The organism is Microcoleus sp. Pol12A5 (genome assembly GCF_036701435.1).
Classification (GTDB): Bacteria; Cyanobacteriota; Cyanobacteriia; order Cyanobacteriales; family Microcoleaceae; genus Microcoleus.
Genome location: NZ_JAUBQU010000035.1, coordinates 18,874 through 45,263, shown reverse-complemented (window position 1 = coordinate 45,263; position 26,390 = coordinate 18,874). Strand labels below are relative to the sequence as shown.

At 45.5% G+C, this 26,390-nt stretch carries 26 protein-coding genes; 18 read left to right on the top strand and 8 right to left on the bottom strand.

The features are described from left to right. Positions 1–741 precede the first annotated feature (741 nt). Positions 742–1,551 carry a GAF domain-containing protein gene (locus QUA45_RS12260; protein WP_333220888.1) on the top strand — a complete coding sequence of 270 codons (810 nt, stop codon included), beginning with the start codon at positions 742–744 and terminating at the stop codon, positions 1,549–1,551. A gap of 307 nt (positions 1,552–1,858) precedes the next feature. On the opposite strand, the gene QUA45_RS12255 is transcribed toward QUA45_RS12260, so the two are convergent. Next, the gene (locus QUA45_RS12255; protein ID WP_333220886.1) at positions 1,859–3,397 is read right to left on the bottom strand and encodes a PAS domain S-box protein; all 1,539 of its coding nucleotides are present in this window, start codon (positions 3,395–3,397) and stop codon (positions 1,859–1,861) included. A 307-nt stretch (positions 3,398–3,704) separates the two neighbouring features. Between QUA45_RS12255 and QUA45_RS29175 the strand changes: the two genes are divergently transcribed. From QUA45_RS29175 to QUA45_RS12205, 11 genes are all read left to right on the top strand, one after another. Beyond that, a complete protein-coding gene (locus QUA45_RS29175; protein WP_445305307.1) occupies positions 3,705–4,235 on the top strand; it encodes an RNA-guided endonuclease InsQ/TnpB family protein in 531 nt (176 codons plus the stop codon). Positions 4,236–4,241: 6 nt separating this feature from the next. Continuing rightward, positions 4,242–4,964 (top strand): RNA-guided endonuclease InsQ/TnpB family protein, encoded by a 723-nt coding sequence (locus tag QUA45_RS29170; protein ID WP_445305308.1) that lies wholly within the window; start codon positions 4,242–4,244, stop codon positions 4,962–4,964. A 225-nt stretch (positions 4,965–5,189) separates the two neighbouring features. Then, positions 5,190–5,840, top strand: a complete 651-nt coding sequence (locus QUA45_RS12245) for a DUF3386 domain-containing protein (RefSeq protein ID WP_333098216.1) — start codon at positions 5,190–5,192, stop codon at positions 5,838–5,840. Between the two features lie 163 nt (positions 5,841–6,003). Further along, entirely contained in the window at positions 6,004–6,144 is a 141-nt protein-coding gene (locus tag QUA45_RS12240) for a hypothetical protein (protein ID WP_333098218.1), read from the top strand. Next, positions 6,119–6,355, top strand: coding sequence for a NifU family protein (locus QUA45_RS12235; RefSeq protein WP_006632519.1), 237 nt, complete (start codon positions 6,119–6,121; stop codon positions 6,353–6,355). The genes QUA45_RS12240 and QUA45_RS12235 overlap by 26 nt, the downstream gene beginning before the upstream one ends. Before the next feature lie 209 nt (positions 6,356–6,564). Further along, positions 6,565–8,811 (top strand): glycoside hydrolase, encoded by a 2,247-nt coding sequence (locus QUA45_RS12230; protein ID WP_333220884.1) that lies wholly within the window; start codon positions 6,565–6,567, stop codon positions 8,809–8,811. A 354-nt stretch (positions 8,812–9,165) separates the two neighbouring features. Continuing rightward, positions 9,166–11,733 (top strand): PAS domain S-box protein, encoded by a 2,568-nt coding sequence (locus QUA45_RS12225; RefSeq protein ID WP_333220882.1) that lies wholly within the window; start codon positions 9,166–9,168, stop codon positions 11,731–11,733. Positions 11,734–11,744: 11 nt separating this feature from the next. Beyond that, complete coding sequence (locus tag QUA45_RS12220) at positions 11,745–11,909, top strand: hypothetical protein (RefSeq protein WP_333220880.1); 165 nt, start codon at positions 11,745–11,747, stop codon at positions 11,907–11,909. 182 nt (positions 11,910–12,091) lie between these two features. Next, on the top strand, positions 12,092–12,484 hold the full coding sequence (locus tag QUA45_RS12215) for a response regulator (RefSeq protein ID WP_190655560.1): 393 nt from the start codon (positions 12,092–12,094) through the stop codon (positions 12,482–12,484). Positions 12,485–12,946: 462 nt separating this feature from the next. Then, complete coding sequence (locus QUA45_RS12210; RefSeq protein WP_333074130.1) at positions 12,947–13,165, top strand: hypothetical protein; 219 nt, start codon at positions 12,947–12,949, stop codon at positions 13,163–13,165. A gap of 106 nt (positions 13,166–13,271) precedes the next feature. Then, on the top strand, positions 13,272–13,484 hold the full coding sequence (locus tag QUA45_RS12205; protein ID WP_333093764.1) for a hypothetical protein: 213 nt from the start codon (positions 13,272–13,274) through the stop codon (positions 13,482–13,484). A 192-nt stretch (positions 13,485–13,676) separates the two neighbouring features. Here the strand turns inward: QUA45_RS12205 and QUA45_RS12200 are convergent, their stop codons facing one another. After that, a complete protein-coding gene (locus QUA45_RS12200; RefSeq protein ID WP_015176459.1) occupies positions 13,677–13,820 on the bottom strand; it encodes a chlorophyll a/b-binding protein in 144 nt (47 codons plus the stop codon). 672 nt (positions 13,821–14,492) lie between these two features. Here QUA45_RS12200 and QUA45_RS12195 point away from each other — a divergent pair. From QUA45_RS12195 to QUA45_RS12185, 3 genes are all read left to right on the top strand, one after another. Next, positions 14,493–15,047: an NYN domain-containing protein gene (locus tag QUA45_RS12195; RefSeq protein ID WP_333220878.1), complete on the top strand. Its 555-nt coding sequence runs from the start codon at positions 14,493–14,495 to the stop codon at positions 15,045–15,047. 327 nt (positions 15,048–15,374) lie between these two features. Further along, positions 15,375–16,088 carry a ribonuclease III gene (rnc, locus tag QUA45_RS12190; RefSeq protein ID WP_333098225.1) on the top strand — a complete coding sequence of 238 codons (714 nt, stop codon included), beginning with the start codon at positions 15,375–15,377 and terminating at the stop codon, positions 16,086–16,088. A 222-nt stretch (positions 16,089–16,310) separates the two neighbouring features. Further along, positions 16,311–16,739 carry a DUF1824 family protein gene (locus tag QUA45_RS12185; protein WP_333220876.1) on the top strand — a complete coding sequence of 143 codons (429 nt, stop codon included), beginning with the start codon at positions 16,311–16,313 and terminating at the stop codon, positions 16,737–16,739. 133 nt (positions 16,740–16,872) lie between these two features. Here QUA45_RS12185 and glgA read toward each other — a convergent pair whose 3' ends face one another. The 6 genes from glgA to QUA45_RS12155 form a co-directional block, all read right to left on the bottom strand. After that, on the bottom strand, positions 16,873–18,300 hold the full coding sequence (gene glgA / locus QUA45_RS12180) for a glycogen synthase GlgA (protein ID WP_333098229.1): 1,428 nt from the start codon (positions 18,298–18,300) through the stop codon (positions 16,873–16,875). A gap of 415 nt (positions 18,301–18,715) precedes the next feature. After that, positions 18,716–19,543 carry a S1C family serine protease gene (locus QUA45_RS12175; RefSeq protein WP_333098231.1) on the bottom strand — a complete coding sequence of 276 codons (828 nt, stop codon included), beginning with the start codon at positions 19,541–19,543 and terminating at the stop codon, positions 18,716–18,718. A gap of 357 nt (positions 19,544–19,900) precedes the next feature. Then, a complete protein-coding gene (gene hemC / locus QUA45_RS12170; protein WP_333098233.1) occupies positions 19,901–20,872 on the bottom strand; it encodes a hydroxymethylbilane synthase in 972 nt (323 codons plus the stop codon). 48 nt (positions 20,873–20,920) lie between these two features. Next, positions 20,921–21,160 (bottom strand): hypothetical protein, encoded by a 240-nt coding sequence (locus QUA45_RS12165; protein ID WP_333098236.1) that lies wholly within the window; start codon positions 21,158–21,160, stop codon positions 20,921–20,923. 360 nt (positions 21,161–21,520) lie between these two features. Beyond that, positions 21,521–22,573, bottom strand: a complete 1,053-nt coding sequence (locus QUA45_RS12160) for a hypothetical protein (protein ID WP_333098237.1) — start codon at positions 22,571–22,573, stop codon at positions 21,521–21,523. 145 nt (positions 22,574–22,718) lie between these two features. Continuing rightward, on the bottom strand, positions 22,719–23,279 hold the full coding sequence (locus tag QUA45_RS12155) for a hypothetical protein (RefSeq protein WP_333220874.1): 561 nt from the start codon (positions 23,277–23,279) through the stop codon (positions 22,719–22,721). Positions 23,280–23,469: 190 nt separating this feature from the next. Between QUA45_RS12155 and QUA45_RS12150 the strand changes: the two genes are divergently transcribed. The 3 genes from QUA45_RS12150 (at position 23,470) to QUA45_RS12140 (ending at position 26,289) form a co-directional block, all read left to right on the top strand. Then, complete coding sequence (locus tag QUA45_RS12150) at positions 23,470–24,555, top strand: T4 RnlA family RNA ligase (protein ID WP_333098240.1); 1,086 nt, start codon at positions 23,470–23,472, stop codon at positions 24,553–24,555. 220 nt (positions 24,556–24,775) lie between these two features. Further along, positions 24,776–25,624 carry a phosphatase domain-containing protein gene (locus tag QUA45_RS12145; RefSeq protein WP_333098241.1) on the top strand — a complete coding sequence of 283 codons (849 nt, stop codon included), beginning with the start codon at positions 24,776–24,778 and terminating at the stop codon, positions 25,622–25,624. A gap of 74 nt (positions 25,625–25,698) precedes the next feature. Further along, positions 25,699–26,289, top strand: a complete 591-nt coding sequence (locus QUA45_RS12140) for a Uma2 family endonuclease (RefSeq protein ID WP_333220871.1) — start codon at positions 25,699–25,701, stop codon at positions 26,287–26,289. Positions 26,290–26,390: the final 101 nt, after the last annotated feature.

The window sequence follows — 26,390 nt, the reverse complement described above, 5'->3', positions numbered from 1 at the left end:
CACGTTGAAGGAATCAGGAAGCCTAAATCAGGAATCTGCAAAAAGTAAGAAGCAAGAAAAAATCAGGAAGCAGCAAAAAACAGCTATAGCAGTTCTCGAATTTCGTGAGGCACTCGAAAGCTTTATTACCAATTAAAAAACTGTACCTTACTCACTTAAAAATTGCTATATTCCTGTATTTGTGAGTTTTTTTGCCTTAATAAAAGTCATCGATAATTGGTAATTATCCTACAAACACAGTTCGATCGCCCACCAGCGTATAAATTTTGACTTTTATCCGTCGCCAAGCTCCCTCCTTGGGAGTTTTGGACTCCTATCGATCGCCCGCGCCACTTCCGATCCCCACCCAGAATTGGCATAAATCAAATCCGGGGGATACGGATAACAGCTCATCTTTGATCTATCGGCTGGCAGCTCACACCTCCTAGTAAACCCCCACAGCCCGCCAACTTTACAAGAACTTAATGCCTGCTTTTAGGACTGATTCAGCTTCCGAATCCCCTACTGTAAAGGATTGTTAAGAAAACTGTTGCATAAAGGACGCTCTCCGTTCTATGTGCCGATCGTAAAGATCTTGTAAAGACAGCCCAACTACTTAGTAATTTTTGAAAGCGTGTGGCAATATTTAAGTAGAATTACGTAATTCATAAGTGGGACAGCCGCAGGCTGGCAAATTGAGTAAATTCCTGCTCTGTTGCCGGAGTGGTAAACTTTTGCCAGTCTAGTAGAAAAAGGGTTGCTATGAATCAGCAAATATCAGCTCAATCGCAAAAGCTTTTACTCCAAATTGGCAGAAGTATTCGTCGAACCTTGGATATCCATACCATCTGGCAGCAAACAGTTAACACTCTGGGAGAAACACTAGGCGTCAGCCGCTGCATCATTTGTCCCTATGAAAGTTCTAACCTGCAAGTCAAAGTAGCTGCTGAATACTGCCAAGAACCATTTTTACCCATGCTGGGAATGGAAATCTCGCTCACAGCAGCACCTCATTTCGTTCAAGCTCTAGCCACCCTCGAACCAGTGGTAGTAGAGTCCTTTGCAGCCAATGACCCTTTTGGACCCCAGTCGCTGCTAGTGGTGGCTACCGCTTACCAAGAGCAACCTAACGGGATAATTAGCTTGCATCAGTGCAAAGGTCGATCGTCGGGGAAGGGTAAGACCGATCGACCTTGGACTCAATGCCAAATCGAATTCGCACAAGAACTCGCCGAACAAGTAGGAAGTGCGATAGCCCTCGCCACTCTCTACCAAGAGCGCAGCAAGCGAGTACAAGGACTATCCCAGCTCAAAAAGCAATTTTTGTTGAAGGCGTCCCACGAGCTCCGCACTCCCCTAAATCACATCATCGGCTATCTACAACTAACCATAGACGACCAAGCTGACGATCCCATAGAAGAGAGAGATTTTATCGAAGAAGCTCACCGTTCGGCTATCCACCTTTCTGAGGTAATTTCCAATATCTTAGATTACATTGAGTTAAGTGAAGCTTGCCAAACTCACGCAGAGTTAGCCACTTTCAGGACTCAGGAAAAATCGGGGCATCAGTAAACCTTCTAGTGGCGTATTTAACAAGTCTAATATTTACCGTGCAAACAAGTTTTACCCTGGAAAAAGCTGATACTTTATCGATAGATTCCCTAAAGAAATTCGGTAGCTGGTTCATCAATTATTTTTAGGGCATTATAGTTTTACACAGTACAGCATAGCAACTACTACACGTAGTAGCTTGGTGTATCGATCGTATTATGTCCGCTGGAACAACTCCCATCAAATAGGTTATTTGACCGGAAAGGATATTGCACGCATAAGATTGCACTTTCGCACTTTTAATGGTTTTAACTTGTGCTTGATATAATTACCCACTGCCCTTTTTTTTCGGAGTTTTTGGAGGGCTGACATATCGCGCCCAAAAAGGTTCCTCCATATCTTTCATCGCTGCTAGTTTTTGGCGTTCTTCCTCTATGCGCTTGCGTTCTGAAAGATCGGAAAATATGTTGATATTGCCGACAGTCTGGCCGCCCGCATCTCGCACGCGTGCGGCCCAAAGCCAAACATCGATCGAACTACCGTCTTTTTTTAACAAAGATATTTCCAAACCGTTTTGCGGTTTGCCATTAGACGCAGACTTTAGCAGCGCGTAAAAATCTTGCTTTTGGCCTTCAGGAATATTCGGTAAAGGTTTCCCTAAAACCTCAGCAGCAGTCCAGCCAAAAAGTTGTTCGGCGGCGCGGTTCCAAACAACGGTATGGCCGTCATTGCTGGTACAGTTAATTGCCAGCGGCGCCGATGCTATCTGGGCTTGCAAAACTTGGTTAACGAGTTGTAGTTTCAATTCTACTTGCTTGCGATCGGTAATTTCCTGACAAGCGCCCCACAAACGGACAACCCGTTCAGCAGTTTTGTCCCACACCACTTGCCAGTAGTCCCGCACCCAGCGCACCTCGCCTTTTTGATTAATAATTCGATACTCATTAGCTCCAGTGCGGCTGAAAGTACAGCCTTCTAATTGTTTAATTAACATTTCCCTGTCGTCGGGATGAACGAGTTCAGAGTTCCACCAACCAAACGATTCTAATTCTTCAGGAACGATCCCGGTGCAGCGCTCAAAAGCTTCTGTCGCCCACTCGCAGGCGAACTTGCCGTCGGGAAGTCCCTTAAAAGAATAGGCAAAATCCGAAGTAATTTGCGACATAACTCTATAGTGGAGTTCCGACTCTCGGACTGCGATTTCGGCTTGCTTTCGTTCCCCTATTTCCCGCGAATTAATTATAATTCCCTGCACGCTAGAATCGTAAAGCAAACTGTTACCTATCGACTCCATGTATATCCAAGAACCGTCCGCGTGGCGTTTCCGATATTCGATTGCCCCCCCAATTCCTGGAGATTCTAACAACTTACCAAAATACGTCTGCCAAGCCAGCAAATCATCTGGATGGATTAACTCGCCGTGAAATTTACCAATTCTTTCTTCTGGGTTGTAACCCAAAAGCCTCTGTAGGGCTCCGCTGTGGTATCGAACTCGCCCGTCGGAGCCAACAATGCTAATTAGATCGGGAGAATTACGCAGCATAGCTTGCAGTTTTGCTTCACTTTTAGTTAATGCTTGATTGTCCCTGCGATGCTGGCTGATTTGTTTTTCCAACTGCTCCCGTAGCTGTCTGATCTGCCCTACTTGCTGGGCTACAGTGCGTTCCAAAAGGCGATTATTTTTTTCAATCTCAACCAGCTTTGCGGCGTTATTTGTGGCGCTTTCAAACAAGCGGCTGCCTGCCATTTCTTGTAGAGAATTTGATAAATCTTCCAAAATTTTTGTAAAAATTGCCTGTTGGGGGAGTGGCAATTCCCTAGATTGTTCCTGCAATGTTTCTAAGTGTTTGTAGACAGTTTCTAGCATTTTATTAAGGGGGGAATCTAATAGTTGCCTGCGGGTGCAACCCCTAAAAAGCGGACACAAGTTTTTTCAACATAACCCATAACAAAGACTGGTGTCTGGCGATCGACCAATCGCGCTCTCAATAACCAGGCATTTTGTGACTTTATCTTTTCGTGGGGATTTGGGGTAGCTATAAGACCCACACCATAATCTCTGATTTCGCGCGTGGATACATGGACTCCCCCAAGTTGATTTTATGGGACTCGATCTCCCTAAAAGCAACATTTAACCCTACACTACTCACTAGCAAACACTGTATAATACTGGAATGCTGACACTTACACACCGCTACCGAATTTATCCAGACTCCGCTCTTGAGCAACAACTCATTGAGTGGATGGAAATCTGTCGAGGCGCATTTAACTACGCATTGAGAGAGATAAAGGATTGGTGTGACAGTCGTAAGTGTCCGATTGACAGATGCTCTCTGAAGAAAGAGTACATCATTTCTCCAGAGCTGAAGTTTCCCGGCGAAATTCAACAGCTTAATAACTTGCCGAAAGCTAAGAAAGAATTTCCCAAGTTGAGTGAGGTTCCTTCTCAGGTTCGACCGCATGCTATTAAGCAGTTGCATAGAGGGTGGGAATATTTTCAGGAGAGAGGGTTCGCTTTCCCCAGATTCAATAAGTATGGGCAATTTAAGTCGTTGCTGTTTCCTCAATTTAAAGAGAATCCGGTGATGAATTTGCACCTTAAACTGCCCAAGATTGGGGCAATTCCCATCAACTTGCATCGACCTATCCCGACAGGGTTTGTGGTCAAACAAGTGCGAATCTTGAGGAAAGTCGATAAATGGTAAGCATCTATTTCGCTGCAATGTGATGTCAACGTTCCCGACCCAACACCCTACGGTCATCCCATTGGAGTTCATATTGGGTTGGAGAAATTCTTGGCAACAAGTGACGGTGTTCTTGTAAAACTGCCAAAGTTCTTTAAAAGTCTGCAAGGTAGGCTTAAAGTGCTGCAACGCAGACTGTCTCGAAAAAGTAAGCGGTCTAAAAACTACGAAAAACAACGCCTTAAATTTGCCCGACTTCACCATCAAATTGATAACACGAGGAAAGACTTCCACTTCAAGCAAGCCCATGCCCTTTGCGATCCTGGTGATCTGGTTTTCATGGAAGACTTGGATTACCGCATCAGTGCCAAAGGGATGTTTGGGAAGCATATGCTTGACGCTACTTTTGGACAATTCAGAACCATCGTTAAGTATGTGTGCTGGAAGCGTGGGAAATTCTTTGCCGAAGTTGATGCTAGGAGGACTTCTCAAGAATGTCCTGAGTGTGGCGGGGAAGTCAAAAAAAACCTGAGTGTTAGAGTTCATAGCTGTCCTCACTGTCGATACACAACGGATAGAGACGTGGCAGCAGGTCAGAATATCAGAAACCGAGGAATATCCCTCATTAGTACCGTTGGACAGACGGGAATCGAAAGCGCCTGTGCAGCAGATCTACCGGGGACTGAGGTAACTCAGTCTGGGCAAGTGGCGAAATTTCACAAGAGAACAACCAGGAAACCTAAGAAGTGATTCTTGGGAAGCCTATACCATAATCTTTGATTTGGTGTAGGAGGATGTCACTTTCAAATCATAGCAACCGATAGAGACAGTAAATTCTTGTTGCGCCCTAATTGCCAGCCCAGCAGCACCCCCAAAAAGTGCTCGCCAAGAGTGCGGGTAACTCCCCTACCCAGTGAATGTGGGGCTTCTCGCGGTTAAGCTAAACTAGATGGGTGTCAAGAGAAAGAGGGATTTATGACAGAGCAAGCCAACGCTCGCGATTTGTTTCGCGCTGCTTACGAACACCGCTATACCTGGGATGCCAATTTTCCCGGTTACAGTGCCGATATTGAACTCAAACAGGGCGACGAAGTATATACGGGTCATGTTTCCATCAAACCCGACATGAGCGTGGAAGTCAGCGGCATTGAAGATGAGGAAGTGCAGCAAAGCGTCTACACCCAAATGCGCGATATTGTCACCCACCGCAAACGCTCGACATTTGAAAAATCTCACGGCAAAAATAGCTTTACCCTGGGCGAGAAGGACAGCACCGAAGCTGTTGACATCTTGGTGCAAGGCGACTCAATGGGCTCGAATTATAAAATCCGAGGTCTCTCAATTTGTCAAGTCAGCCGGGTGATGGGCCGCATGGCTTTCGTAATTGACACACACAAAAGCTTAGAGACACCCGAAGGTTCTTTGGCGACTCACTATGATGCCGTTTTCCGCAACCCCCAAACAGACGAAATCATCAGAGAACTCGAATTTGAAGATACCTTTGAGAAGATAGGCGACTATTATGTCATGACAAAGCAAGTAGTTCGAGCAAAAGAAAAAGGTCAACTGACAACAACCGAGTTCAACTACTCCAACGTCAAACTGCTAGAACCAGCAGTAGTGTAGCGCGATCGAAAACCCAAGTTCTTAAATAAAACGGGTTTTTTTGGTTAACCTATTAGAATCAACTTGATTTAGCAGCAAGTAAGGCTACGATCGAACTAGAGAGCGAATTCAGATCGAGCATCAGCATGACAGAAACCGGGTTTCCGGCAGCCAGTTCACCTGAGTGTACAAGTCTTTTGTCAAGGAACCCGGTTTCTTAAATCTCGTGCGGTTGAGAATGCTGCCCTTGAGTCAAATAGAACAAAATCAACTGCAAGAAATCATCACAGAGGCGAAATATGACACTAGCACTAACCAGAGATAACGTCGAAACAGTTCTCGATGAAATGCGCCCTTACTTGATATCTGACGGCGGCAACGTCGAGCTCGTAGAAATCGACGGCCCAGTCGTACACCTGAGACTGCAAGGAGCTTGCGGCTCTTGCCCCAGTTCCACAATGACTCTGAGAATGGGGATTGAACGCCGCCTGCGCGAAGCTATCCCAGAAATTGCCGAAGTCGAACAGGTAATGTAATTAGTCAGTTGGCAGTTGACGGTTGAGAGTTAACTGTTACCAGTTGACGTTTAACAGTTGACTGTTGACTGTTACCAATTACCAATTACCAGTTGACTATTGAGTGTTGACTGTTACCAATTACCAATTACCAATTACCAATTACCAATTACCAATTACCAATTACCAATTACCAATTACTGATTACCAATTATCAATTACCAAATTCAATGTCTCACCCTCTTTATGTAGCCTTCATTTGGCACCAACATCAACCGCTGTACAAATCCAGAATATCAGCTAACTCCACAGAGGCTCAATACCGACTGCCTTGGGTGCGCTTGCACGGAGTCAAAGACTACTTGGATTTAGTGCTAATGCTGGCAAAATATCCCAAACTTCATCAAACCGTAAACCTGGTTCCGTCCTTGATTTTGCAGATAGAAGACTGCATCGCAGACAAAGCATTAGACCCTTACTTGACGGTGACATTAAAGTCAGCAGAAATTTTAACCCTCCCAGAACAAGAGTTCGTTTTAGAACACTTTTTTGACGCCAATTACCACACTCTGATTCAGCCGCATCCCCGCTACGCTCAACTCTACACTCAGCGGCAGGAAAAAGGCATTAAGTGGTGTTTGGAAAACTGGAAATTGCAGGATTTTAGCGACTTGCTGGCGTGGCACAATTTAGCTTGGATTGACCCGATGTTTTGGGACGACCCCGATATTGCAGGGTGGCTGAAACAAGGACAAAATTTTAGTTTGGTAGACCGAAAAAACATCTACTCAAAACAAAAAGAAATCCTCGCTCGCATCATTCCCCAGCACCGTAAAATGCAAGCTGAGGGACAGTTAGAAGTCTCCACAACCCCCTACACGCACCCGATTTTACCGCTGCTTGCCGACACCAACGGCGGTCGCGTAGCTATTCCAAACATGACGCTGCCACAACACCGGTTTCAGTGGGCAGAAGATATTCCCAGACATTTGAGAAAAGCCTGGGAAATGTATCAAGACCGGTTTGATTGCAACCCGCGCGGTTTGTGGCCGTCGGAACAAGCAGTCAGCCCGGAAATTTTGCCCTACATTGCCAAACAAGGCTTTAAATGGATAGTCTCGGACGAAGCAGTATTGGGGTGGACAATTAAACACTTTTTCAACCGCGACGCGACAGGGAATGTCTACGAACCAGAATTCTTATATCGCCCTTACCGTTTAGAAACTCCTGACGGTGATTTAGCTATAGTATTTAGAGACCACAGATTGTCCGACTTGATAGGGTTTACTTACGGTTCGATGGAACCGAAAAAAGCAGCATCAGATTTAGTGGGACACTTAGAAGCGATCGGCAAAACTCTCAAACACCGACAGTCCGACGGCCAAACAGCTTTAGAAAATCCCTGGTTAGTGACGATCGCCCTAGACGGCGAAAATTGCTGGGAATTCTATCCCCAAGACGGCAAACCCTTCTTAGAATCCCTCTATCAAACTCTCAGCGACAATCCAGATATCAAATTAGTCACAGTCTCGGAATTTCTCGACAAATTCCCAGCAACCGAAACAATTCCCGCAGCCCAACTGCATACCGGTTCCTGGGTGGACGGTTCTCTGACAACTTGGATCGGCGATCCGGCGAAAAATCGCGCTTGGGACTTGTTAGGGCCCGCGAGGCAAATGCTGGCAAACCATCCAGAGGCCACAGAAGAAAGCAACCCAGAAGCTTGGGAAGCGCTTTACGCTGCCGAAGGTTCCGACTGGTTCTGGTGGTTTGGCGAAGGCCACACGTCGAACCAAGATGCCATGTTCGACCAGCTATTTCGCGAACACGTAGCGGCGATTTACGACGCTCTCGGCGAGCCCGTACCCCCGGAAGTGCGGCGGCAAGTAGAGGTGCACCAGGTTCAAGGCGACCACCTGCCGCTGAGCTTTATTCACCCGGTGATTGACGGTATCGGCAACGAACAGGATTGGGACAAAGCCGGTCGGATTGAAGTTGGGGGAGCAAGGGGTACGATGCACCGGAGTTCGGCAATTCAGCGGCTTTGGTACGGGGTTGACCACTTGAATTTTTACATTCGCGCCGACTTCAAGGTAGGGGTGCGGCCGGGAATTGATTGCCCGCAGCAGTTAAATTTGTTCTGGTTTTATCCCGATCGCACGATGCACAACAGTCTGATTCCGCTGTCGGGTTTGCCTGACGAAGCACCGCTAAACTATCGATATCACCATCAGTTAGAGATTAATTTGCTGACGAAATCGATTTGGTTTCAGGAAGCAGAAGAGGGCGATCGGTGGCAGCCCCGCATTAGCCGCGCCCAAGTGGGAGTGGATAAATGTTTGGAGGTAGCAGTACCCTGGGCGGATTTGCAGATTATGCCCGACTGGCAGGTGAGGCTGATTGCGGTTTTATCGGATGGGAGTCGTTACTCTAGCTGTATGCCGGAAGATGCTTTGATTCCGATCGGAATGCCGTAAAAAGTCATTAGTCATTAGTCATGAGGCTGTAGGGGCGGGTTGCACTAGCTTTCATAGAATTGACAGCCTAAATAAATATCAACCCGCCCCCTGAATTAGTAATTAGTCATTAGTCATTTCTTGAACCAACAAACAATTAAATAATTATCAAATTATATTAAATAGGGGCTTCAACTCGGGCTACCTAATGCCTCGATCGTTTCGATCGCGTCCGGTTGATCTAAGGCTATAAAATTTGTTTGTAGTGAGGGCTTAATTTCTCCTAAAAAAGAGGACATAAGTCCTCGCTACAAAAGATATAATAGTTAATTTACCGGACATCATATCATTAGTCATGGGGAAATTAACACACTAATGAGCCGCATTTTACTCTTGGTCGATCGCCACCAACAACTGAATTTGCCGATCGCCCACCTCAACACCGAGCATGAGGTGCTCGTACTCGATCGCGCTTTAGATCCCAACTCCGAATTTCCCATTCCCCAAATCGCTTTTGACTTGTGCATTCTCGACGAGGCAAATTTCGATCGTATCGGGCCGCTGGTAGAATCATTAAAAGCTGCCGCGGAGCCGATATTTTTACCGTTTTTGCTTGTTAGTAAGTCCCAAACGCCTGCTCTTTTTGAGCAGCCATTTTCGCAGCAGGCAAAACCACTAGAACGCAGAATAGACGATTTGATAGTAACTCCCGCCGAACCTGCCCAACTGCATTTGCGGGTAGAAAATTTGTTGGCGCGCAGGCGGCTGTCCCTAGAACTCCACAAACTTCAGGAAGTAATTAAGGAAAGAACTGTTACAGAAAGTTTGTTAAAGGACTCGCTGCAAACGGCAAACGAAAACCTGCAACGGGAAATCACCAAGCGGGCGGAGGTAGAATCTGCACGGCGAGAAAACTCCTATCTCGACTTGCTGATGAATGCCATGCCAGATATTGTCTGCTTCAAAGATGGCGAGGGCAGGTGGCAGGAGGCAAATCGAGCGATATTGGAAGTGTTCGAGCTAGAAAAAATAGACTACCGCAGCCTCAAAGATTCTCAGCTAGGAGAACTCAGCAGTTTTTACCGGGAGGCCCTAGAGGCGTGCGAGGTGAGCGATCGAGAAGCGTGGGAAAAAGGTACTCTTTCTAGGGGGGAAGAAATAATTCCCCGATCGGACGGTACTGTGAAAATCTACGACGTGATTAAAGTACCCGTATTTCACCCCGACGGCAGACGCAAAAGTATAGTGATTTTGGGTCGGGACATTACCGAACACAAGCAAACTAGAGACGAACTCGTGCGCTTGGCGTCGATTGTCGAGTCTTCCGACGACGGCATAGTCGGCAAAACCCTCGCCGGGACTATTCAGAGCTGGAACGCAGGAGCAGAGAAGATTTACGGCTACTGTGCCGCGGAAATTAAGGGTCAGTCGATCGAGATTTTAGCCATACCCGAACGCCCCAAGGAAATACCCCAAATTTTGGAAAATATTAGGGCTGGAGCCACCATCGACCATTACGAAACCGTGCACTTGCGGAAAGATGGGCAACAGATAGATGTGTCCCTGACGATTTCTCCGATTAAAGACGCGACTGGAGCGGTAACGGGCGTTTCCACAATCGCTCGCGACATCAGCGACAGCAAGCGAGTCGAAAAAGCCTTTGAACAACTCCGCCACCAAACAGAAATGATTTTGTTCTCCGCAGGAGAAGGAATTTGCGGGTTGAACAAAGAGGGAAAAGTAACTTTTGTCAATCCTGCGGCGGTGAGAATGGCTGGGTGTGAATCGAAGCAATTGATCGATCGACCACTCTATGAAAGCTTACACCGTTCACAGGAAGAAGGCTCAAAGGCGATCCAGCAACTGTCACCTGTAACAGACATCAATTCAGGCTCTGAACTTGTCCCACACTGCGCCGCACCGCAGGCGGGCAAACTGCTGCCGAACCGGGTAAGTTCTCAAATTTTAGCCACCTTGGAAGACGGAGAGGCGCGACGCGTCACCGATGAGATTTTTTGGCGGCGAGACGGCAGCAGTTTTCCGGTTGAGTACGTTGTCGCTCCCATGCGAGAAGAAGGGGAAATTATTGGAGCTGTGGTGACTTTTAAGGACATCACCGATCGGCTTGCCGTCGAGCGCATGAAAGATGAATTCATCTCTGTTGTCAGCCACGAACTGCGGACGCCCATGACCTCGATTCACGGCGCCCTGGGCCTCCTCAACAGCGGCCTGCTGGACGCTTACCCCCAGAAAGCTAAGCGGATGCTGGAGATTGCTGTCACTAACACTGACCGCTTGGTGCGCTTGGTCAACGACATCCTGGATTTAGAGCGGATGGAGTCGAGTTACAGCACTGCCGTCAAACAAACTTGCAATGTGGCTGAGCTGATGTTGCAGGCGGCTGACGAGATGCAGGGAATGGCTCAGCAGGCGGGAGTTACTCTGTCGGTGAAGCCTGTGGGGGCGCAATTGCAAGCTGTTCCCGATCGGCTAATTCAAGCTTTGACAAATTTACTCAGTAATGCTATAAAATTTTCTCCCTCCGGCGCTACGGTTTGGCTGAGCGGGGAGTTGAGCCACAATCTGGATTTGGCAGAAAAAGCAGCGCACAAGTCGGTGTCGTCTCCGTCTTTGTTATCTCCTGAGCCTGCCGCCGCGCATCCGCACTTGCCAGTTCCGAGCTCGTGGTACATCGTGATTGCTGTGAAAGACCAAGGGCGGGGCATTCCGCCAGACAAACTGGAGATGGTCTTTGAACGCTTTCAACAGGTTGATGCTTCTGATTCTCGCCAGAAGGGAGGTACTGGTTTGGGGCTGGCTATTTGTCGCAGTATTGTGCAGCAGCACGGGGGGCGGATGTGGGTGGAGAGTGTTGTGGGGGAGGGCAGCACTTTTTTCTTAAGTCTGCCACTTCTCAGGGAGGGGCTTGCAACTGAAAGTTAATTACTACCCAGGTGTACCCAAAGTTACTGATTTTGTGCGGATTGTTCGATCGAGTCATCGACAAACAATCTCAGCCTTTTCTGGCGTTTGGGGACAGCAGGCAAAAAGCGCGATTTGAGGTGGAAAAGCGGCTTTTTTGGGTGGGATATTTTACAGCAACCGCGCCAGACAGTTAGGATGTTCTTAGTTGAAATCCTGCCGCTCGATTGCAACTTCGGTCTTCCTTGTTCCTTCTTTCTTCAACATCTGCTATACAGTTTTGAAAATTTACTGTAAAGTCTGATCGGCTAAAATAATTTGCTTTACAAAATATTCACATTTCGCCTCTAATCTGTGATCAGTTCTCATTTCTAAAAAAATGTTAATTTTGACTGCCAAGCGCATCTTGGTTATTGACGATGCGGAAGATATTCGGGAAGTAGCTCAAGTCAGTCTTGAACTGGTGGGGGGCTGGGAAGTCCTGACAGCTAGTTCGGGCCGCGAGGGGGTTGCTAAGGCTCTTGCCGAACAGCCTGATGCTATTCTATTGGACGTGATGATGCCCGACCAAGACGGGCCTACTACTTTTCTACAGTTACAAGCCAATAAGGCTACGCAGCACATTCCGGTAATTTTATTGACAGCTAAGGCTCTGGCTGGGGACAGGCGGATGTTCGCGGATTTGGGGGTGGTGAGCGTGATTGCCAAGCCTTTTGAACCGATGTTTTTGGCGGCTCAGGTCGCTGAAGCTTTGGGCTGGGAGCAAGAATAGATCGATCGCGCGCCTTGAATTGTACAGTTTTTCAAGCAGTAGTTTTGCAGGCAAAGATAGTTAAAAAAACTTGCTTTCTTTGGTATCGTTCCTGAGATCGAATCGGGTCGATCGGACAGGATATATGTAGCGACTTAGGCGCCGTGCCTTTCGTCTTGTCAGCTTAAGACAAAAAACCTCAGTCCGGTATCAATTTCAACCCTGTTGGTGTTGGGGTGAAATTGATACAAATTATGGATGCCTAAGTTCCTATTGGTACTGCGCTTATTTAACGGCATTCGACCTCAGCCATGAACTGAATATTCCTGTGGGTTTCTCGGACAAATATAAGCTGGCAGGATTATTTTACTTTTTGTAACAACTCACTCGTCTTCATAAGTTCTTCAGGTTTTAGTTTTATGTTTAAGCAGAACGTCAGGGATCGCTCCTGACTGTTGGCAGACACATTGGGAGAAGACGACTATGCCCTCAGCTTACATTTTGCTACTAATAGTTTCTCTGGCAGCAGTCTGGGTTTACTGGCAAACCTCTCAAGATATTTTTGTTCTTGTGGCTTGGGCCGGGCTGGGTTGTTTTATTTGGGGTTTCTCTTGGGCTCCTTGGAGCGTTCAGCTTTTGATTGTGGTGTTACTCTTAGGCCTCCAAAAGTTCTACTTGCGCGACGCTCAAAGCTGTGAGTGAAAGAGATGTTTGATTTTTGTGCCTGGAATTGAGATATGCAGGCATTCGTGAATCTCTCTAATGATTTGGTTATCGCTCCATATCTTCAAAAAAGGTTTAAAATATCATGAATAGTTGCCCTTGTTGCTCCTCTAAATTGCTCCGCCACGCTCGCCACAATCGCGTTTATTGGTTCTGCTCGCACTGCTGGCAGGAAATGCCCGATCTGTCGGAGATGATTTTAGGTAACAGCGTGCGGACTCACAAACGCGACGGTTTGGTGAAGGTGGCGACTTTGACTCCTAAATTGAGGATTTTTGAGTCTGTAGAAATTGCTTAGTTTGCTGGAGTTAGTCTCGCGATAAATATTGAGACGGAAAAGATTTTTGATTGTCCCATCTGTTAGATTTTTTGATAAAAAATGCAAAAGCCCCTTCCGTTTGAAGTGAAGGGGACTTAAGAGCGGGGGGGCTTTTGCACTTGTGATGGGGTCGCCCAACTGAATTTCAGCTATTGTATGCAGTTAAGCTGATTACATCAAACCGATTTGAGAGAGAATGCCTTGACCGGTGAGGAATTCGGTAGCTAGGCCGATAACGAAGCCCAACATTGCCAAACGGCCGTTCCAGGTTTCAGCAAACTCAGTGAAGCCAACTTTTGCGTCTTTGTTTTCCATGACCAGAAACCTCGTTTAATTTCAACCTTATGTAACTAAACTTAACACAGCAGTACAAAGTTTGCAACATATTTTTACATTTACTGTTCAAATGCCGGAGATCAGCGGGATGGGCCCGCAGCGAGAGGGGCTCGCGGGGGAAGGGGGAGAGAGTTTTTGATGTGGGGACGGGCGATCGGTGTCAAGTTGGCGAAAACCTTGGTGAGATGTCTAAGGATGTAAAAAAATTATTTTGAGTTAATACTTGACATCCAATAATTAGAACGCTAGCCTAAAAGCACAGCTAAAACTAAAGATCGCATTCAAAATGAAGGAATGTTGATTGAGTCGTCTTAGCTACACGGTTTATAAAACTGGGGCAAGTTTCTAGCAGCCCGTTGAGCGGAAAGTACGTCTAATGTCGTTTTGACAAGTTCATACAAGCTTGAGAAAATCGAAACATTATTGAGTTCAATTTCCCTTCAACGGGCTGCTACTAAACTCGTTCCAGTTCTGTAAACCCTGTAGCTAAGACGCTAATCAAATCCCAACAAAATTACAGTGTTTTGTGGTGACAGATTGTCTTGTGCCGATATGTTCATTTTTGAGCAAACCCACAGACAAAACTCCATTAATGCTAGATGCGCGATATGTCGAGGCTGTCCAGTCAACCTCTTTGTAGGGCATAATGAAATGACGGACAATCATCGAACCACAGGCAAACAACAAACCCAGTCTCAGCTAGTTGCCATGTTGTTGGATTCTCAGGGTGTCCACTTAAACCAAAAGCAAGCTGAATTATTGGTCACTTTTGCCAAATCAAAAGGGCGTTTAGAACCGCCGAAAAATTACTATAACTCGCAGCACAAAAATCAAGTTAACGACAAAACTCGGCTAGAAAAGCTGGGTTTTATTGGCGTTGATGTTCCCGATTCAGGCAAAAATAGTGCAGATAAACAATTGGTGTTTGACTGTATCAAACGAGTGGCAACTAAGCCTTCTCCTGACATAATTGTCCTAGGGTTAGCAGATCGGGACTTTGCAGGTTTAATCACCGTTTTGAAGGATTTACGTAAAACAGTCATCGTTTTTGCACGGCGTAAAAGTGCAAGCCAAAAACTGATTAACCTTGTTGGCGAGGATAACTTTCATGATGTAGATGAATTGTCTAGTTTGTGTGCCGGATTGAAACCGCAACTTGAAAATCAAAAAAAGTTATCAATAGAAGCAGATAAATTATCTGCTTGAGGCAACACAGTCCGCCAGGGAATGAATTCCCTGTCTAATAGCTAAAGTCGGTTTTAACCGACTTACAGAGAGTTAAAAAAACACAATCTTCAGTCCTCTTAATAGGACTTTAGCTACTCGCTGTGGGGTTTTAAACCCTGGCGGACTGAGTGACAGACAGACTAATAGTATAACCGCCAAAGATCTGTTAAAATTCCCCTCACCGCCGATAGCAAAAATCCAGTTTATTTGATAAACTAGATTCTCCAAACAAACCGCTATTTGCGGCTATTTTATGTCCACCTAACAACACAAAAGTCCACAAACAATAATCATTACAAAACTCTTATGCCATTAACTAATCCAACACAAGAGATAGAAATAGCCATTCCCGAATTCCACCATGAAAAACTGCTGCGCCAAGCGCTCACCCACCGTTCCTACGTCAACGAAAACCCCACATTCCGCGAAGAAGACAACGAACGCTTAGAATTTCTCGGCGATGCTTTGCTGACTTTTCTCAGCGGCGAATATCTCTATCAGCGTCATCCAGAAATGGGAGAAGACCAACTGACTCGTCGGCGTTCTGCATTAGTAGATGAAAAACAATTAGCCAGATTTGCTACTGAAATAGGTTTAGACTTAAAAATGCGGCTCGGAAAAGGAGCTTATCGAGAAGGTGGGATTACCAATCCAAATTTGCTCAGTAGCACTTTTGAAGCATTTATTGGCGCTTACTATCTGGACACGCAAGATATGGACAAAGTTCGCCAGTTTGTACAACAAATGTTTGATTCTGTTCCCGAAAATGTTGTGGAAACTCGATCGACTGTAGACTCGAAAAATCGCTTTCAGGAATGGGTACAAGCCAACGGTGACACCACTCCGCCCAAATACGTGACCATCCAAGCAGGAGGAACCCCTCACAAGCCGGAATTTCTCGCTAAAGTTTATGTCGCAGAGAAACTCTATGGAGAAGGTAAAGGCAAAAGCAAAAAAGATGCTGAGAAAAATGCGGCTGAAGATGCCCTAGCAAAGCTAAAAAAACGCGGACTGATCTAAACTTGAAAACGCGGGTAAAAACTACTAGCTTTTTTCTGCGGCGATATGGACGTTGGCGAAGCCCTCGAAGACGATCGCCCGAATTGATTGCCAGAGTACACAATCGGCTATAATCAGGACTTGTGCAAGTGTTACCGCCATCAATTGAGGGTTGCAATGGCAGAAATTCGTTGACGAGTGCCCGATTGTCGATCGTAATTTTGGGAAATATCAGAGCAATTCATGTCTACTCAAAACCCGACTACCCTAACTGTTGAAGAAGCACAGCAAATCCTCAAAGATTTCACTTGTCTGGATATGCAATCTGTAGCATCGCCACTGGAAAAACAGGCACTCCGTCAAGCACTTTTGCTGGTAGCAAGTTTGTCGGATTATCAAATGTTAGGAGTGTGCGCTTCTTCGACGGATGAGGGTTTTTTAGCTTTAGAAGCTTATTTGAAAGCTTTGGGATATCAAGCTGTTTTAGATCCCAATGCTGTCTCGACCTTTGCTGGTTCGGTTTATATTAAGTTCAATACTTTGAAGGGTTCGTATTATGTTGACGGCTATCCCGGAACTTACCGGGGCGTTTTGATTTCGTGTCAATCTGCCTCAGAAGGTGGAGTTAGCGGAACTTACGGTCATTTACCTCTCGATTTATTTGTGGATTAATGTGTCAGTATTCAGTTGATCGATTAAATTGAATCAAAAACTGACTCATGCACCTTACTAAGCTGTAGGGTGCGTCAGCCGATCGCCCTTCGATTCAGTTGAATCAAACACCGACTGACGCACCTTACTAAAATTAACCTTTACCAACGATCAATTCTGGTTCTTGTTCCGGTGCGATTCCTTCGGGCGGCAGTCCCAAAATATCGCTGTACAAGTTGACGTATTTCCGGGCCGAAATATCCCAGCTAAAATCTTCTCTCATGCCACGCTGTTGCAGTTCTCTCCACTTATCTTTGTAGCGGAAACCTTCCCAAGTTCTGATCATGCAGGTGAACAAATCGAGGGGTTCGTAGCGATCGAAACAGTAACCTGTACCAGTATTGTCGATCGGGTTGTTGTGGGAAACGGTATCTACTAAACCGCCGGTGCGGCGAACCATTGGCACGCACCCGTAGCGGAGGGCGAGCATTTGGCTGATGCCGCAGGGCTCGAAACGACTGGGCATCAGGAAGCTGTCGCAGCCTGCGTAAACGCGCCGGGAGAGGGCCTCGTTGTAAAGTAGTTGGGTGGACATCCGACCGGGATAGCGGGCTGTCATTTGCCAGAGTTGGGTTTCGTAGTAGCGATCGCCCGTTCCGAGTACAATAAATTGAGCGTCGGTATAGGCCATGAACAGATCTAGCATTTGAATTATCAAATCCAATCCCTTCTGTTCTACCAGCCGCGTCACCATGCCGATCAAAAAAGCATTTTTATTCACTTCCAAACCGACTTCTTCTTGCAGCGCAATTTTATTAGCGGGGCGCTTTTCAATAGTATCAACACTAAATTGTTGATGGAGGTACTTGTCAGTGGCGGGGTTGTAAGATTCTGTATCAATTCCATTCAAAATGCCCGATACTTTACCGCCGAGGTAAGACAGCAAACCTTCCAAAGTTTCCCCATAAGCTGGGGTTTTGATTTGCTCGGCGTAAGTCGGTGAAACTGTATTTACTCGATCGGCAAACTGTACTGCGGCCGCCATTGTATTGTGACCTTGCATATACCAAGGACACCAAGTCATCTGCTCCAAACGCCAGCGCCACGGCCCTTGATAAGCTAAATTGTGAATAGTAAAAACCGTGCTGATATCGGGGTCTTGACTCATCCAAACAGGTATCATCCCCGTATGCCAGTCGTGACAGTGGATAATTTGTGGCTTCCAATGATTCCAGGCAAATTCAGCCGCAGCATTGGCAAAGAAAGTGAACCTCCAATCTTCATCTAAACCGCCGTAAACGCGGCGTGGCAAGAAAGATGGATGTTGTAATAAGTATAAAGGTACATCGGTTCCCGGCAAAACACTTTCAAAGACCGAGAAGCTTTGGAACATGGCAGACCCATCCCAAACAGGTTTTTTGGGAACATCCATTTTGTCGGGAACGAAACCGTAGTAGGGCATGAAGATGCGGACATCGTGGCCCATGCGCCGCAGAAATTTCGGCAAAGCGCCGACGACATCGCCCATACCGCCCACTTTAGCGAGGGGTGCTGCTTCGGCGGATACAAATAAAATACGCATTATTTTTTTGTGTTCCTTGAGATTGTTAGTCTAGATTAAGTTTAAATGGGGAGCGTCACAATATTAACGCGATCGTGCCAAATAAATAATTTTCGATCCCTCTTCTCAGATCTGCGTCGGTTCATCTGCAATAAAAAAGAGAGCGATCGCTTTTTGAGGTAACAGTGGCGGGGGATGAAAGTGCGATCGCCCGTACTCTTCTCCCGCGATAATTTTCACGATCTAATCAAATTTATCTGTCACTTTCTGAGGGACGGTAAACATCAAAAATTGTATGCAGTCTGCTCACCTTTACGCATTAGTAAAACTGCACGCAAAGCCATCAGTATATAATTAAGCAAATAGCGATCACCTTTTCCGTCCCCTCTGAGAAAAAGGGCGATCGCCCGAATGACATATTACGGATAACTCCCGACTAATTCTGAGAATTGTCCTCAAAAGTCTCCTCAAATCCCGCTAGAAAATCATCCAAAGCTTCAGAGGCGATCGCCAAATTAATATTATCAGCATCTTCCCATCCCCACGTATTCACCCCAACCACTTGACCTGCCATATTAATCAGCGGCCCGCCGGAATTTCCAGGATTAATCGCCGCATCAGTTTGCAACACCTTCACCTCACCAACATCATCTTCTTCGTCGTCGCCTTCTTCATATTCCTCGGGTTCGCGAATAGCACTCACAATACCTTGAGTTACAGTTGAAGCAAACTGCCCCAAAGGATTGCCCACAGCAATTACTCTATCTCCCACTTTCACATCAAAAGACAACTCTAGGGGAGGATATTCTTGGGGAGAGTCCACTTGTTCCCCTGTGTTCGGGTCGAAAATAAAATCGCTAATTAAGAGTAATGCTAAATCTTCTTCAGCATTACCAGTAAACACCACCTCTGCCAATCTCAATTTTCCGTCGTGAGTTTCCACTAAAACCTGTTCGACTTCATCTTCTTCATAAAAGTAATCTTGATCGGCAATATCTTCTACAACGTGATAGTTCGTGACAATTATGTCCGGCGATACAAAGAACCCGCTCCCTGAAGAAATCTCTTCTTCTGTATCCCAATCCATGACGTAAATTGACACTACGGACGGCAAGACTTGCTCGACTACATCCGAAAAATTTCCTGCTTGAGTTTTGAACTCTTTCAATTGCTTCTGCAAAGCTTGTTGGTCGGCCTGCATTTTGCTATAAAGTTGCTGAACCTTTTTCAATTCCAGCTTTAATTGAATTTCTCTAGCGCTCATATTTGGCTTTTACCTGAAATAAATTGCTGATTAATTTTGGATGTTTGATTGTAGATTGTGGATGGGTAGATTAAGAATTATAGGACTTACGAAAAAAAACCGGTTTTTACCATAAATCTTGGGCTATACAGCGAGACTTACATCAGAAACCGGGTTGCTTAACACCCGTGCGGAGCGTCCTAAATTAGTCAGATATTTTTGAAATCTATCGCGCAAGTCCTACCTAAAATCCCATCAACAATCTACAATCAGACTGCTATTCTATCTGTTTTGCCGCGAAACGCCTGTTATTTTTATTATTGTACAAAAGGCGATATATCGCATCTAAAAGCATTGACCAAGAGATGCGGAGCGGTTTTAGGAACCACGTTGAACTTGGACAAATATTTCCTCCAAAATTGCACTAGCACCCTGTTGGCGCAGTCGGTGAGCGAGGTCAATTCCCAGCATTTCAGCAGTCTCGGCGGCGCCGGAAACAGTATCTTTGACGAATCGCTTGCCATCGAGACTCGATACCATTCCGGTTAAGGTTAATTGACCGTTTTCTATTTTGGTATTGACGCCGATTGGTACTTGACAGCCACCTTCTAATTCCCGCAGGAATGCGCGTTCAGCATAACATCTTTGGGCGGTTTCCGAGTGTTCGAGAGCTTTAATCACTGACATGATTTCTGTGTCTCCGGCGCGGCATTCGATGCCCAAAGCACCTTGTCCGACGGCGTGAAGGGAGATTTCTGCAGGGATAATTTGGTGGATGCGATCGCCCATTCCCAATCTTTCGAGGCCGGCCACTGCTAAAATAATCGCGTCGTAACCGCCCTCATCTAATTTAGCGAGTCTAGTATTGAGATTGCCGCGAATATCTTTAAATTCAAAATGAGGGAAATGGTGTCGCAGTTGAGCTAGCCGCCGCAGGGAAGAAGTGCCGATTACTGAACCTTCTGGCAGGGTGTCTAGTTGCTTGTCTTTATGCTTGGAGTGAACTACCAGGGCGTCAGCGGGATTTTCCCGTTCGGTGACGCATCCTAAAATTAAACCCTCGGGCAAATTGGTAGGCAAATCTTTGAGGGAATGAACGGCAAAGTCCGTTTCATTGTTAATCATCCCCGTTTCTAATTCTTTGGTGAAAAGTCCTTTATCGCCAATTTTAGCGAGGGCGACATCAAGAATTATGTCCCCTTGGGTGGACATGGTGTGGACTTCAAAAGTGTGTTCCGGGAAGTGTTTCTGTAGCTGTTCTTGCACCCAGTGGGTTTGCACGAGAGCGAGTTGGCTTTTGCGGGAACCGATGCGAACGGTTCGGGAAGGGGCAGATGTGGTTGGGGACATAAGATCGATCGGAGGATAGCTTGAAATCAGCCAATATATTCACCTGATCTAGCGTACCGCAGGTGGGGACTTTAATTGCTGGTTGGGATAATTCGGGCGATAAAATAGAAATACCAGGTTTTGACCGCCTGTGTGAAAAAAGGATGCAATGGTAGGCAAGCTCCAAACCTTTACATAATAAGCCATTGCCCATCTAAAATCTAAAATCGTATGACCGCCAGCAGCCGTAACCCTTGATGATGTTTCCCATCCTGCATGGGGCGTCGCTGGCACGGGGGCGATCGACATTCCGAAGCAAACGCTGGCGGCGATGTAAGATTTACCTAGGGTCGAGCCGGATGAACCTGGTTGACATGAGGAGTTAGCTTAGCTGCAGCGAGAAAGAATTAGCTCAAAGGTTGCGAGATTTGGAGAGAGAAATGTAGTGGGAAGGGGAAAAGGGCGATCGCAATTGCGATCTTATTTATAAAGCCACCAAATAGCTTAGCATAAAAAGTAGACTTATTGCATATATCTCCCATCGATCTACCGCAGATGCAAGGCAGATAAACGCAGATAATTTATAGATTGTTTGCAAATGAATGCAATTGGAGTCTAGTGATAGCCATTACCAAATCTAAAATCTAAAATCTAAAATCTAAAATGGTATTAACGCTGCCCTGCTTGAAGTGCAGAATTTGCTATTTGCACAACTTCTTGCTGCCGTGCGTTTTTCCTTGTGACTCGGTACAGCACCCCCAGCCTTTGCCACTCAACAAAAGCAGTGCAGTAAGCACCGCAATTATTGAAATAAATTCCCCTGATGCCACCTGCCAATTCAATGCTTCTATAAGTATCCTGTGGCAATCGCGAAGGAGGCGAAAACGGTTCATTTCTTTTAGCTTCGATTGTGCCGAAATAACAGGATGCTGCCCGGCATCCTTTGCCTAAATACATTCCCACAATGTAACCGTGGGCACCGGCTTGCACATCAAAATCAAGTTGCTGAACGTCAGATAAAGGAAGTCTACTCGGAAGAAAAACAGGCACTCGCGTTTTGCCTTTGATTTGTCTAGAAATGTTACTCGCAGGAAAACGACTGTTAGCTTGGTTTGCACCTGAGTTATCGGGGATTGGGGGAAACTTCTGCACAAAATCCCTCCACTGCACAACTCTATTTTTAGCAATGTTAAAAGTGGGAATAGAGTATTTTTCTATGGAAAAAGAAGGGCGACCATTTTTCAGGTTGAAGCTGCGGCGAATCACTGTAATTTCTGGTTTGCCTAAGCCGTAAGCTGTGGCTATGGAACGGGCGAGATTGCAGCTAATTTTGAAGCGTCCCATCTCAATATTACCATTTTCCGCTTGATAAGACCAATTGTAACCCTCAGAAGCACGATCGCGATCGCAGAGAAAATGAGAAATCTCAAACATCTTGGCAATATGAACATCGTACAACCGCAACTTACGGCGGTCGGCCGATTTTGCAGTGTTGCGATCGGGTACAATAAATTGTATCGGTTGCCAGCTATCTTCAGGGGAATAATTAAACCAGCGGATTTCTGTAATCGGGAGTTCATTTCTGGCTAACGCTGAGTTTGGTATCAAAGGTGCGTGAAGCGAAGCTATCCCGTTCCCCGCAGGGGTTCCCGAAGGGTAGGGAATCGTAAAAGCAGTCACCGCACAAGCAAAAATCGCCGCAAATAGCCATCTTCCCCTCATCCTCATTTCTCCCTAAGTAGGTAAGCGCAAAAAAATATAGCATCTTGTAAGAGGCGAGTGCGAGTTAAGATATATCATACAATAACGGTAAGGTGCGTCCTTACGCACCCTACATATAGAAGTTGTGCCTCCCCGACTGCTAAACTTAACGCTTCCCAGCTTGAATAGCAGAATTTCCTATTAAAATTAAATCAGATTCTCGTCCGTTCTTAATGGCGACGGTATACATAAAACCCTGAGTTTTCCACTGAAGAGTTGCTGTGCAGTAAGCCCCGCAACCGTTATGAAAAACTCCTTTCACTCCGCCCGCAAGCTTGACATTTTTTAACGTCTTAGTTACCCCTTCTAGTTTTGTAGTAAAGTCGCCGCCTTTTTGACCTTCAATTGACCCAAAAGTGCAAACAGTCGTACCGCCGCAATCGGGTTTATACTCGATTGAAATACTATAGCTGTTTGCTTGTGCTGTAGTTGGATAGTACATTTTTTGCGGAACCGGAATCCTGCTGGGAATAAAAATAGGCACTTGCGTTTTGCCTTTTAACTTTCGCAAAATTTCATTTACCGGAAACGCAGTGCCTCCTTGAGCAATTTGTGTTGTTCCCGATTGTCGCTGCGACAGTTGTGAAGCTCCAAAAACAACAGAGAGAGGTACTAAAGCAGTTAATACACCAGCAGAAGTAGCCAAAAGTAATAATTTCTTCCTCACGGTATTTTACCTTAATATTCCAAGAGTTTAGTTTGGCGGCGAACCGCATTCACTTATGTACAACCATAATTCAAAATACCAAATTAACACTCGCTTTTCCGGGAGAAATGTTTTTTGACTATCTTGACAAGGTTGCCAGAATATGGAGTCATCTATAATATAGAGAAGGCGAGCAATTTAGGAGTCGATCGTGGAACTGCAAGAGTATTTGCGCCAGCACGGATTGGAAACTTTGTCCGAAACTTATCATATCAAAGTTACCCGCCACCGCCAATATCCCGATATAGTCTGTCTGAAATACTCGCAGATAGAATCTCCATTGGGCGAAAAAATAGTCCAGCAGTGCCGAGGCATTATTTTAGATTCATCTCAAGATTGGCAGATAGTTTCTTATCCCTACGACAAATTTTTTAATTACGGAGAAATTCACGCTGCTGCAATTGATTGGACAAATGCCAAAGTTTACGAAAAACTAGACGGTTCTCTGACTGTACTGTATTTTTACAAGGGAGAATGGAGAGTGCAATCTAGCGGCACTCCCGACGCCGCCGGCGAAGTTAATGGTTTTGGGTTCAGCTTTGCCGAACTTTTTTGGAAAGTATGGCAAGAATTGGGATATCAATTGCCACAAGAAACAGACGAGTGTTTTATCTTTGAGTTGATGACGCCTTACAATAGAATAGTTGTCCAGCAACAAAAAAATCAAATCGTGCTGCACGGGGTTCGCAACACTCAAACGCTGCTAGAAACAGACCCGAGTCTTTGGGCTAATAAATACGGCTGGGAATTGGTAGCATCCTATCCTTTAACTAGCTGGAAAGAAGTTATCGAAGCGGCTCAACATTTAGACCCGATGGATTCGGAAGGGTATATTATCTGCGACGCTAACTTCAACCGAGTTAAAGTTAAGTCTCCGCAATATGTCGCGATTTCCCATCTGCGCGAAGGGTTTTCGACCCGCCGCCTGATAGAAATTGTTTTAACTAATGAAGGAGAAGAGTTTTTAACTTATTTTCCTGAGTGGAGTGAGTTGTATCAACAAGTTAAGGACAAATATCAATCTTTGGTTGAAGAAATCGAGGAAGCTTACCGACAGCACCAACATATCGAAATTCAGAAAGATTTTGCATTAGCTGTGAAACATTTGCCGTATTCCGGAATTTTGTTTTCTTTGCGAGCCCGAAGAGTTGCGGGAGTGAAAGAAGCTCTCCGTGATGTTACGATCCATAAAATAGAGGAGCTATTGGGTTTAGATTACATCCATCTAGGTTTGTAGTAACGACTACAGTCGTTTCTTGAAGGAGGACTAAAATCCTCACTACGAACGAAAATTAAAATTATATTTAGGTGACAGAATAAAGAAGTAAATGCAGCTAATTAAGCCTAAGATACAGGTAGCTAAAAATCTTGCTGTATGAGCATTATTCCTTCTTCCTTCTTCCTGACATCCGTTACATCCGTTACAGAATCCGTTGCCGAACTTCCTTATACTTACCATGAAAAGAGTTATTGTACTTGTCGGTTTACCTGCTTCTGGAAAATCTCAATTTGCTAGGGAATTGCTGCTGTCTGAACCTGCAAAGTGGGTGCGTAGCAATAAAGATTTGCTCAGAGAAATGGCTCACGCTTCTCATTGGTCGCCGGCGAATGAAAAGTTTATTGTGAAGCTGAGAGATACGATTATTTTGATGGCTTTGGAAAGTGGCAAACACGTCATTGTTGATGATACTAATTTTGGGCCTCACATCGAGCATATCAAGGAGTTAGTTAAAGGTAAAGCTGTTGTCGAAGTTAATGATTCTTTCCTACAAGTTCCGGTGGAGGAATGTATTAAACGGGATTTGAAAAGGCTTAATTCGGTGGGGAAAGATGTGATCATGAAAATGTACAATAAGTATGTGCGGGTTCCCGTTGAGCCGCCGGAATATAACCCGGATTTGCCGGATGCAATTATTGTGGATATGGACGGTACGCTGGCGCTTCTCAACGGCAGAAATCCTTTTGATGCTTCGAGGTGCGATCGCGATTTGCCCAATCAGCCCGTCTTAGATACAGTTCGCAAGTGGCAGTCCAGCGCCCATATTATTGTAGTGTCGGGCCGCACAGACGACTGTCAGCCTCAAACGGAAAAATGGTTGCAGCAGTATGAGGTCAATTATGCCGCTCTTTATATGCGGAAAACCGGAGATATGAGGAAGGATGCGATTATGAAGGAAGAATTTTATCGGCAGCATATTGCAGGAAAATATAATGTTAAGTTTGTGTTGGACGATCGCCAGCAAGTTGTTGATATGTGGAGAGGCTTGGGATTGACGGTATTCCAAGTAGATGAAGGGGATTTTTAAGACCGGGTTTTTTGGCGCGGGTATCTCCCAACTCCTAATGCTACAATCAAAGTAACATTGACAAAAATTTTGTTATGATATCCATTCCCCAACCAGCCCAAAAAATGACCGTTGAGGAATATCTCGAATGGGAAGCTCAACAAGAGATTCGCCACGAATATGTCAACGGCGAAGTTTTTGCCATGACGGGCAGTACAATTCCTCATAACGATCTTGCACTTAACTTTTACACTGCATTACGCCCGCATCTGCGTTCCAGAGGCTGTCGGATGAACGTGTCAGATGTGAAATTGCAAGTTAACTTTCAAAGCCGTTACTACTACCCTGATGTGATAGTCAGTTGCGATCCAGAAGACATTAATTCGCGCAATTTCATTCCGAATCCTAAAATCATTGTGGAAGTTCTTTCTCCCAGTACAAGTGCTAAAGATCGGGATGAAAAATTCACTTGTTACCTAAAAATTCCGACTTTGCAAGAGTATATCTTGATTGATTCACAAAAGATTTTTGTTGAGCGTTACTGTCGGGGAGAGGGGAGAACGTGGCTGTACTATTCTTACACTGCTGGGGAGATTATCACTTTATCAAGTATTGGGTTTGATTTGCCGATCGCACTTTTGTATGAAGGTGTTGGATTTGAAACAAAAACAGAAACAGAAGCATAAAAACACCCTTCATTTTGCACCTCTTTCCTGAACACGCTTTCTGGCCTGTTCCACAGAGAGTGAATTTTCTTGTGGAGAGTAGGGGTTGGGCTTCGACGCCG

What these genes read in the sequence shown, in the direction of transcription:
- QUA45_RS12230 (WP_333220884.1), top strand. Translation starts at nt 6,565, where the DNA reads ATGTCTCACCCTCTTTATGTAGCCTTCATTTGGCACCAACATCAACCG.
- QUA45_RS29175 (WP_445305307.1), top strand. Translation starts at nt 3,705, where the DNA reads ATGCTGACACTTACACACCGCTACCGAATTTATCCAGACTCCGCTCTT.
- QUA45_RS12185 (WP_333220876.1), top strand. Translation starts at nt 16,311, where the DNA reads ATGTCTACTCAAAACCCGACTACCCTAACTGTTGAAGAAGCACAGCAA.
- QUA45_RS12215 (WP_190655560.1), top strand. Translation starts at nt 12,092, where the DNA reads ATGTTAATTTTGACTGCCAAGCGCATCTTGGTTATTGACGATGCGGAA.
- QUA45_RS12175 (WP_333098231.1), bottom strand. Translation starts at nt 19,543, where the DNA reads ATGAGCGCTAGAGAAATTCAATTAAAGCTGGAATTGAAAAAGGTTCAG.
- QUA45_RS12225 (WP_333220882.1), top strand. Translation starts at nt 9,166, where the DNA reads ATGAGCCGCATTTTACTCTTGGTCGATCGCCACCAACAACTGAATTTG.
- QUA45_RS12210 (WP_333074130.1), top strand. Translation starts at nt 12,947, where the DNA reads ATGCCCTCAGCTTACATTTTGCTACTAATAGTTTCTCTGGCAGCAGTC.
- QUA45_RS12160 (WP_333098237.1), bottom strand. Translation starts at nt 22,573, where the DNA reads ATGAGGGGAAGATGGCTATTTGCGGCGATTTTTGCTTGTGCGGTGACT.
- QUA45_RS12145 (WP_333098241.1), top strand. Translation starts at nt 24,776, where the DNA reads ATGAAAAGAGTTATTGTACTTGTCGGTTTACCTGCTTCTGGAAAATCT.
- glgA (WP_333098229.1), bottom strand. Translation starts at nt 18,300, where the DNA reads ATGCGTATTTTATTTGTATCCGCCGAAGCAGCACCCCTCGCTAAAGTG.
- rnc (WP_333098225.1), top strand. Translation starts at nt 15,375, where the DNA reads ATGCCATTAACTAATCCAACACAAGAGATAGAAATAGCCATTCCCGAA.
- QUA45_RS12245 (WP_333098216.1), top strand. Translation starts at nt 5,190, where the DNA reads ATGACAGAGCAAGCCAACGCTCGCGATTTGTTTCGCGCTGCTTACGAA.
- QUA45_RS12255 (WP_333220886.1), bottom strand. Translation starts at nt 3,397, where the DNA reads ATGCTAGAAACTGTCTACAAACACTTAGAAACATTGCAGGAACAATCT.
- QUA45_RS12195 (WP_333220878.1), top strand. Translation starts at nt 14,493, where the DNA reads ATGACGGACAATCATCGAACCACAGGCAAACAACAAACCCAGTCTCAG.
- QUA45_RS12200 (WP_015176459.1), bottom strand. Translation starts at nt 13,820, where the DNA reads ATGGAAAACAAAGACGCAAAAGTTGGCTTCACTGAGTTTGCTGAAACC.
- QUA45_RS12205 (WP_333093764.1), top strand. Translation starts at nt 13,272, where the DNA reads ATGAATAGTTGCCCTTGTTGCTCCTCTAAATTGCTCCGCCACGCTCGC.
- hemC (WP_333098233.1), bottom strand. Translation starts at nt 20,872, where the DNA reads ATGTCCCCAACCACATCTGCCCCTTCCCGAACCGTTCGCATCGGTTCC.
- QUA45_RS12140 (WP_333220871.1), top strand. Translation starts at nt 25,699, where the DNA reads ATGATATCCATTCCCCAACCAGCCCAAAAAATGACCGTTGAGGAATAT.
- QUA45_RS12260 (WP_333220888.1), top strand. Translation starts at nt 742, where the DNA reads ATGAATCAGCAAATATCAGCTCAATCGCAAAAGCTTTTACTCCAAATT.
- QUA45_RS12165 (WP_333098236.1), bottom strand. Translation starts at nt 21,160, where the DNA reads ATGTCGATCGCCCCCGTGCCAGCGACGCCCCATGCAGGATGGGAAACA.
- QUA45_RS12235 (WP_006632519.1), top strand. Translation starts at nt 6,119, where the DNA reads ATGACACTAGCACTAACCAGAGATAACGTCGAAACAGTTCTCGATGAA.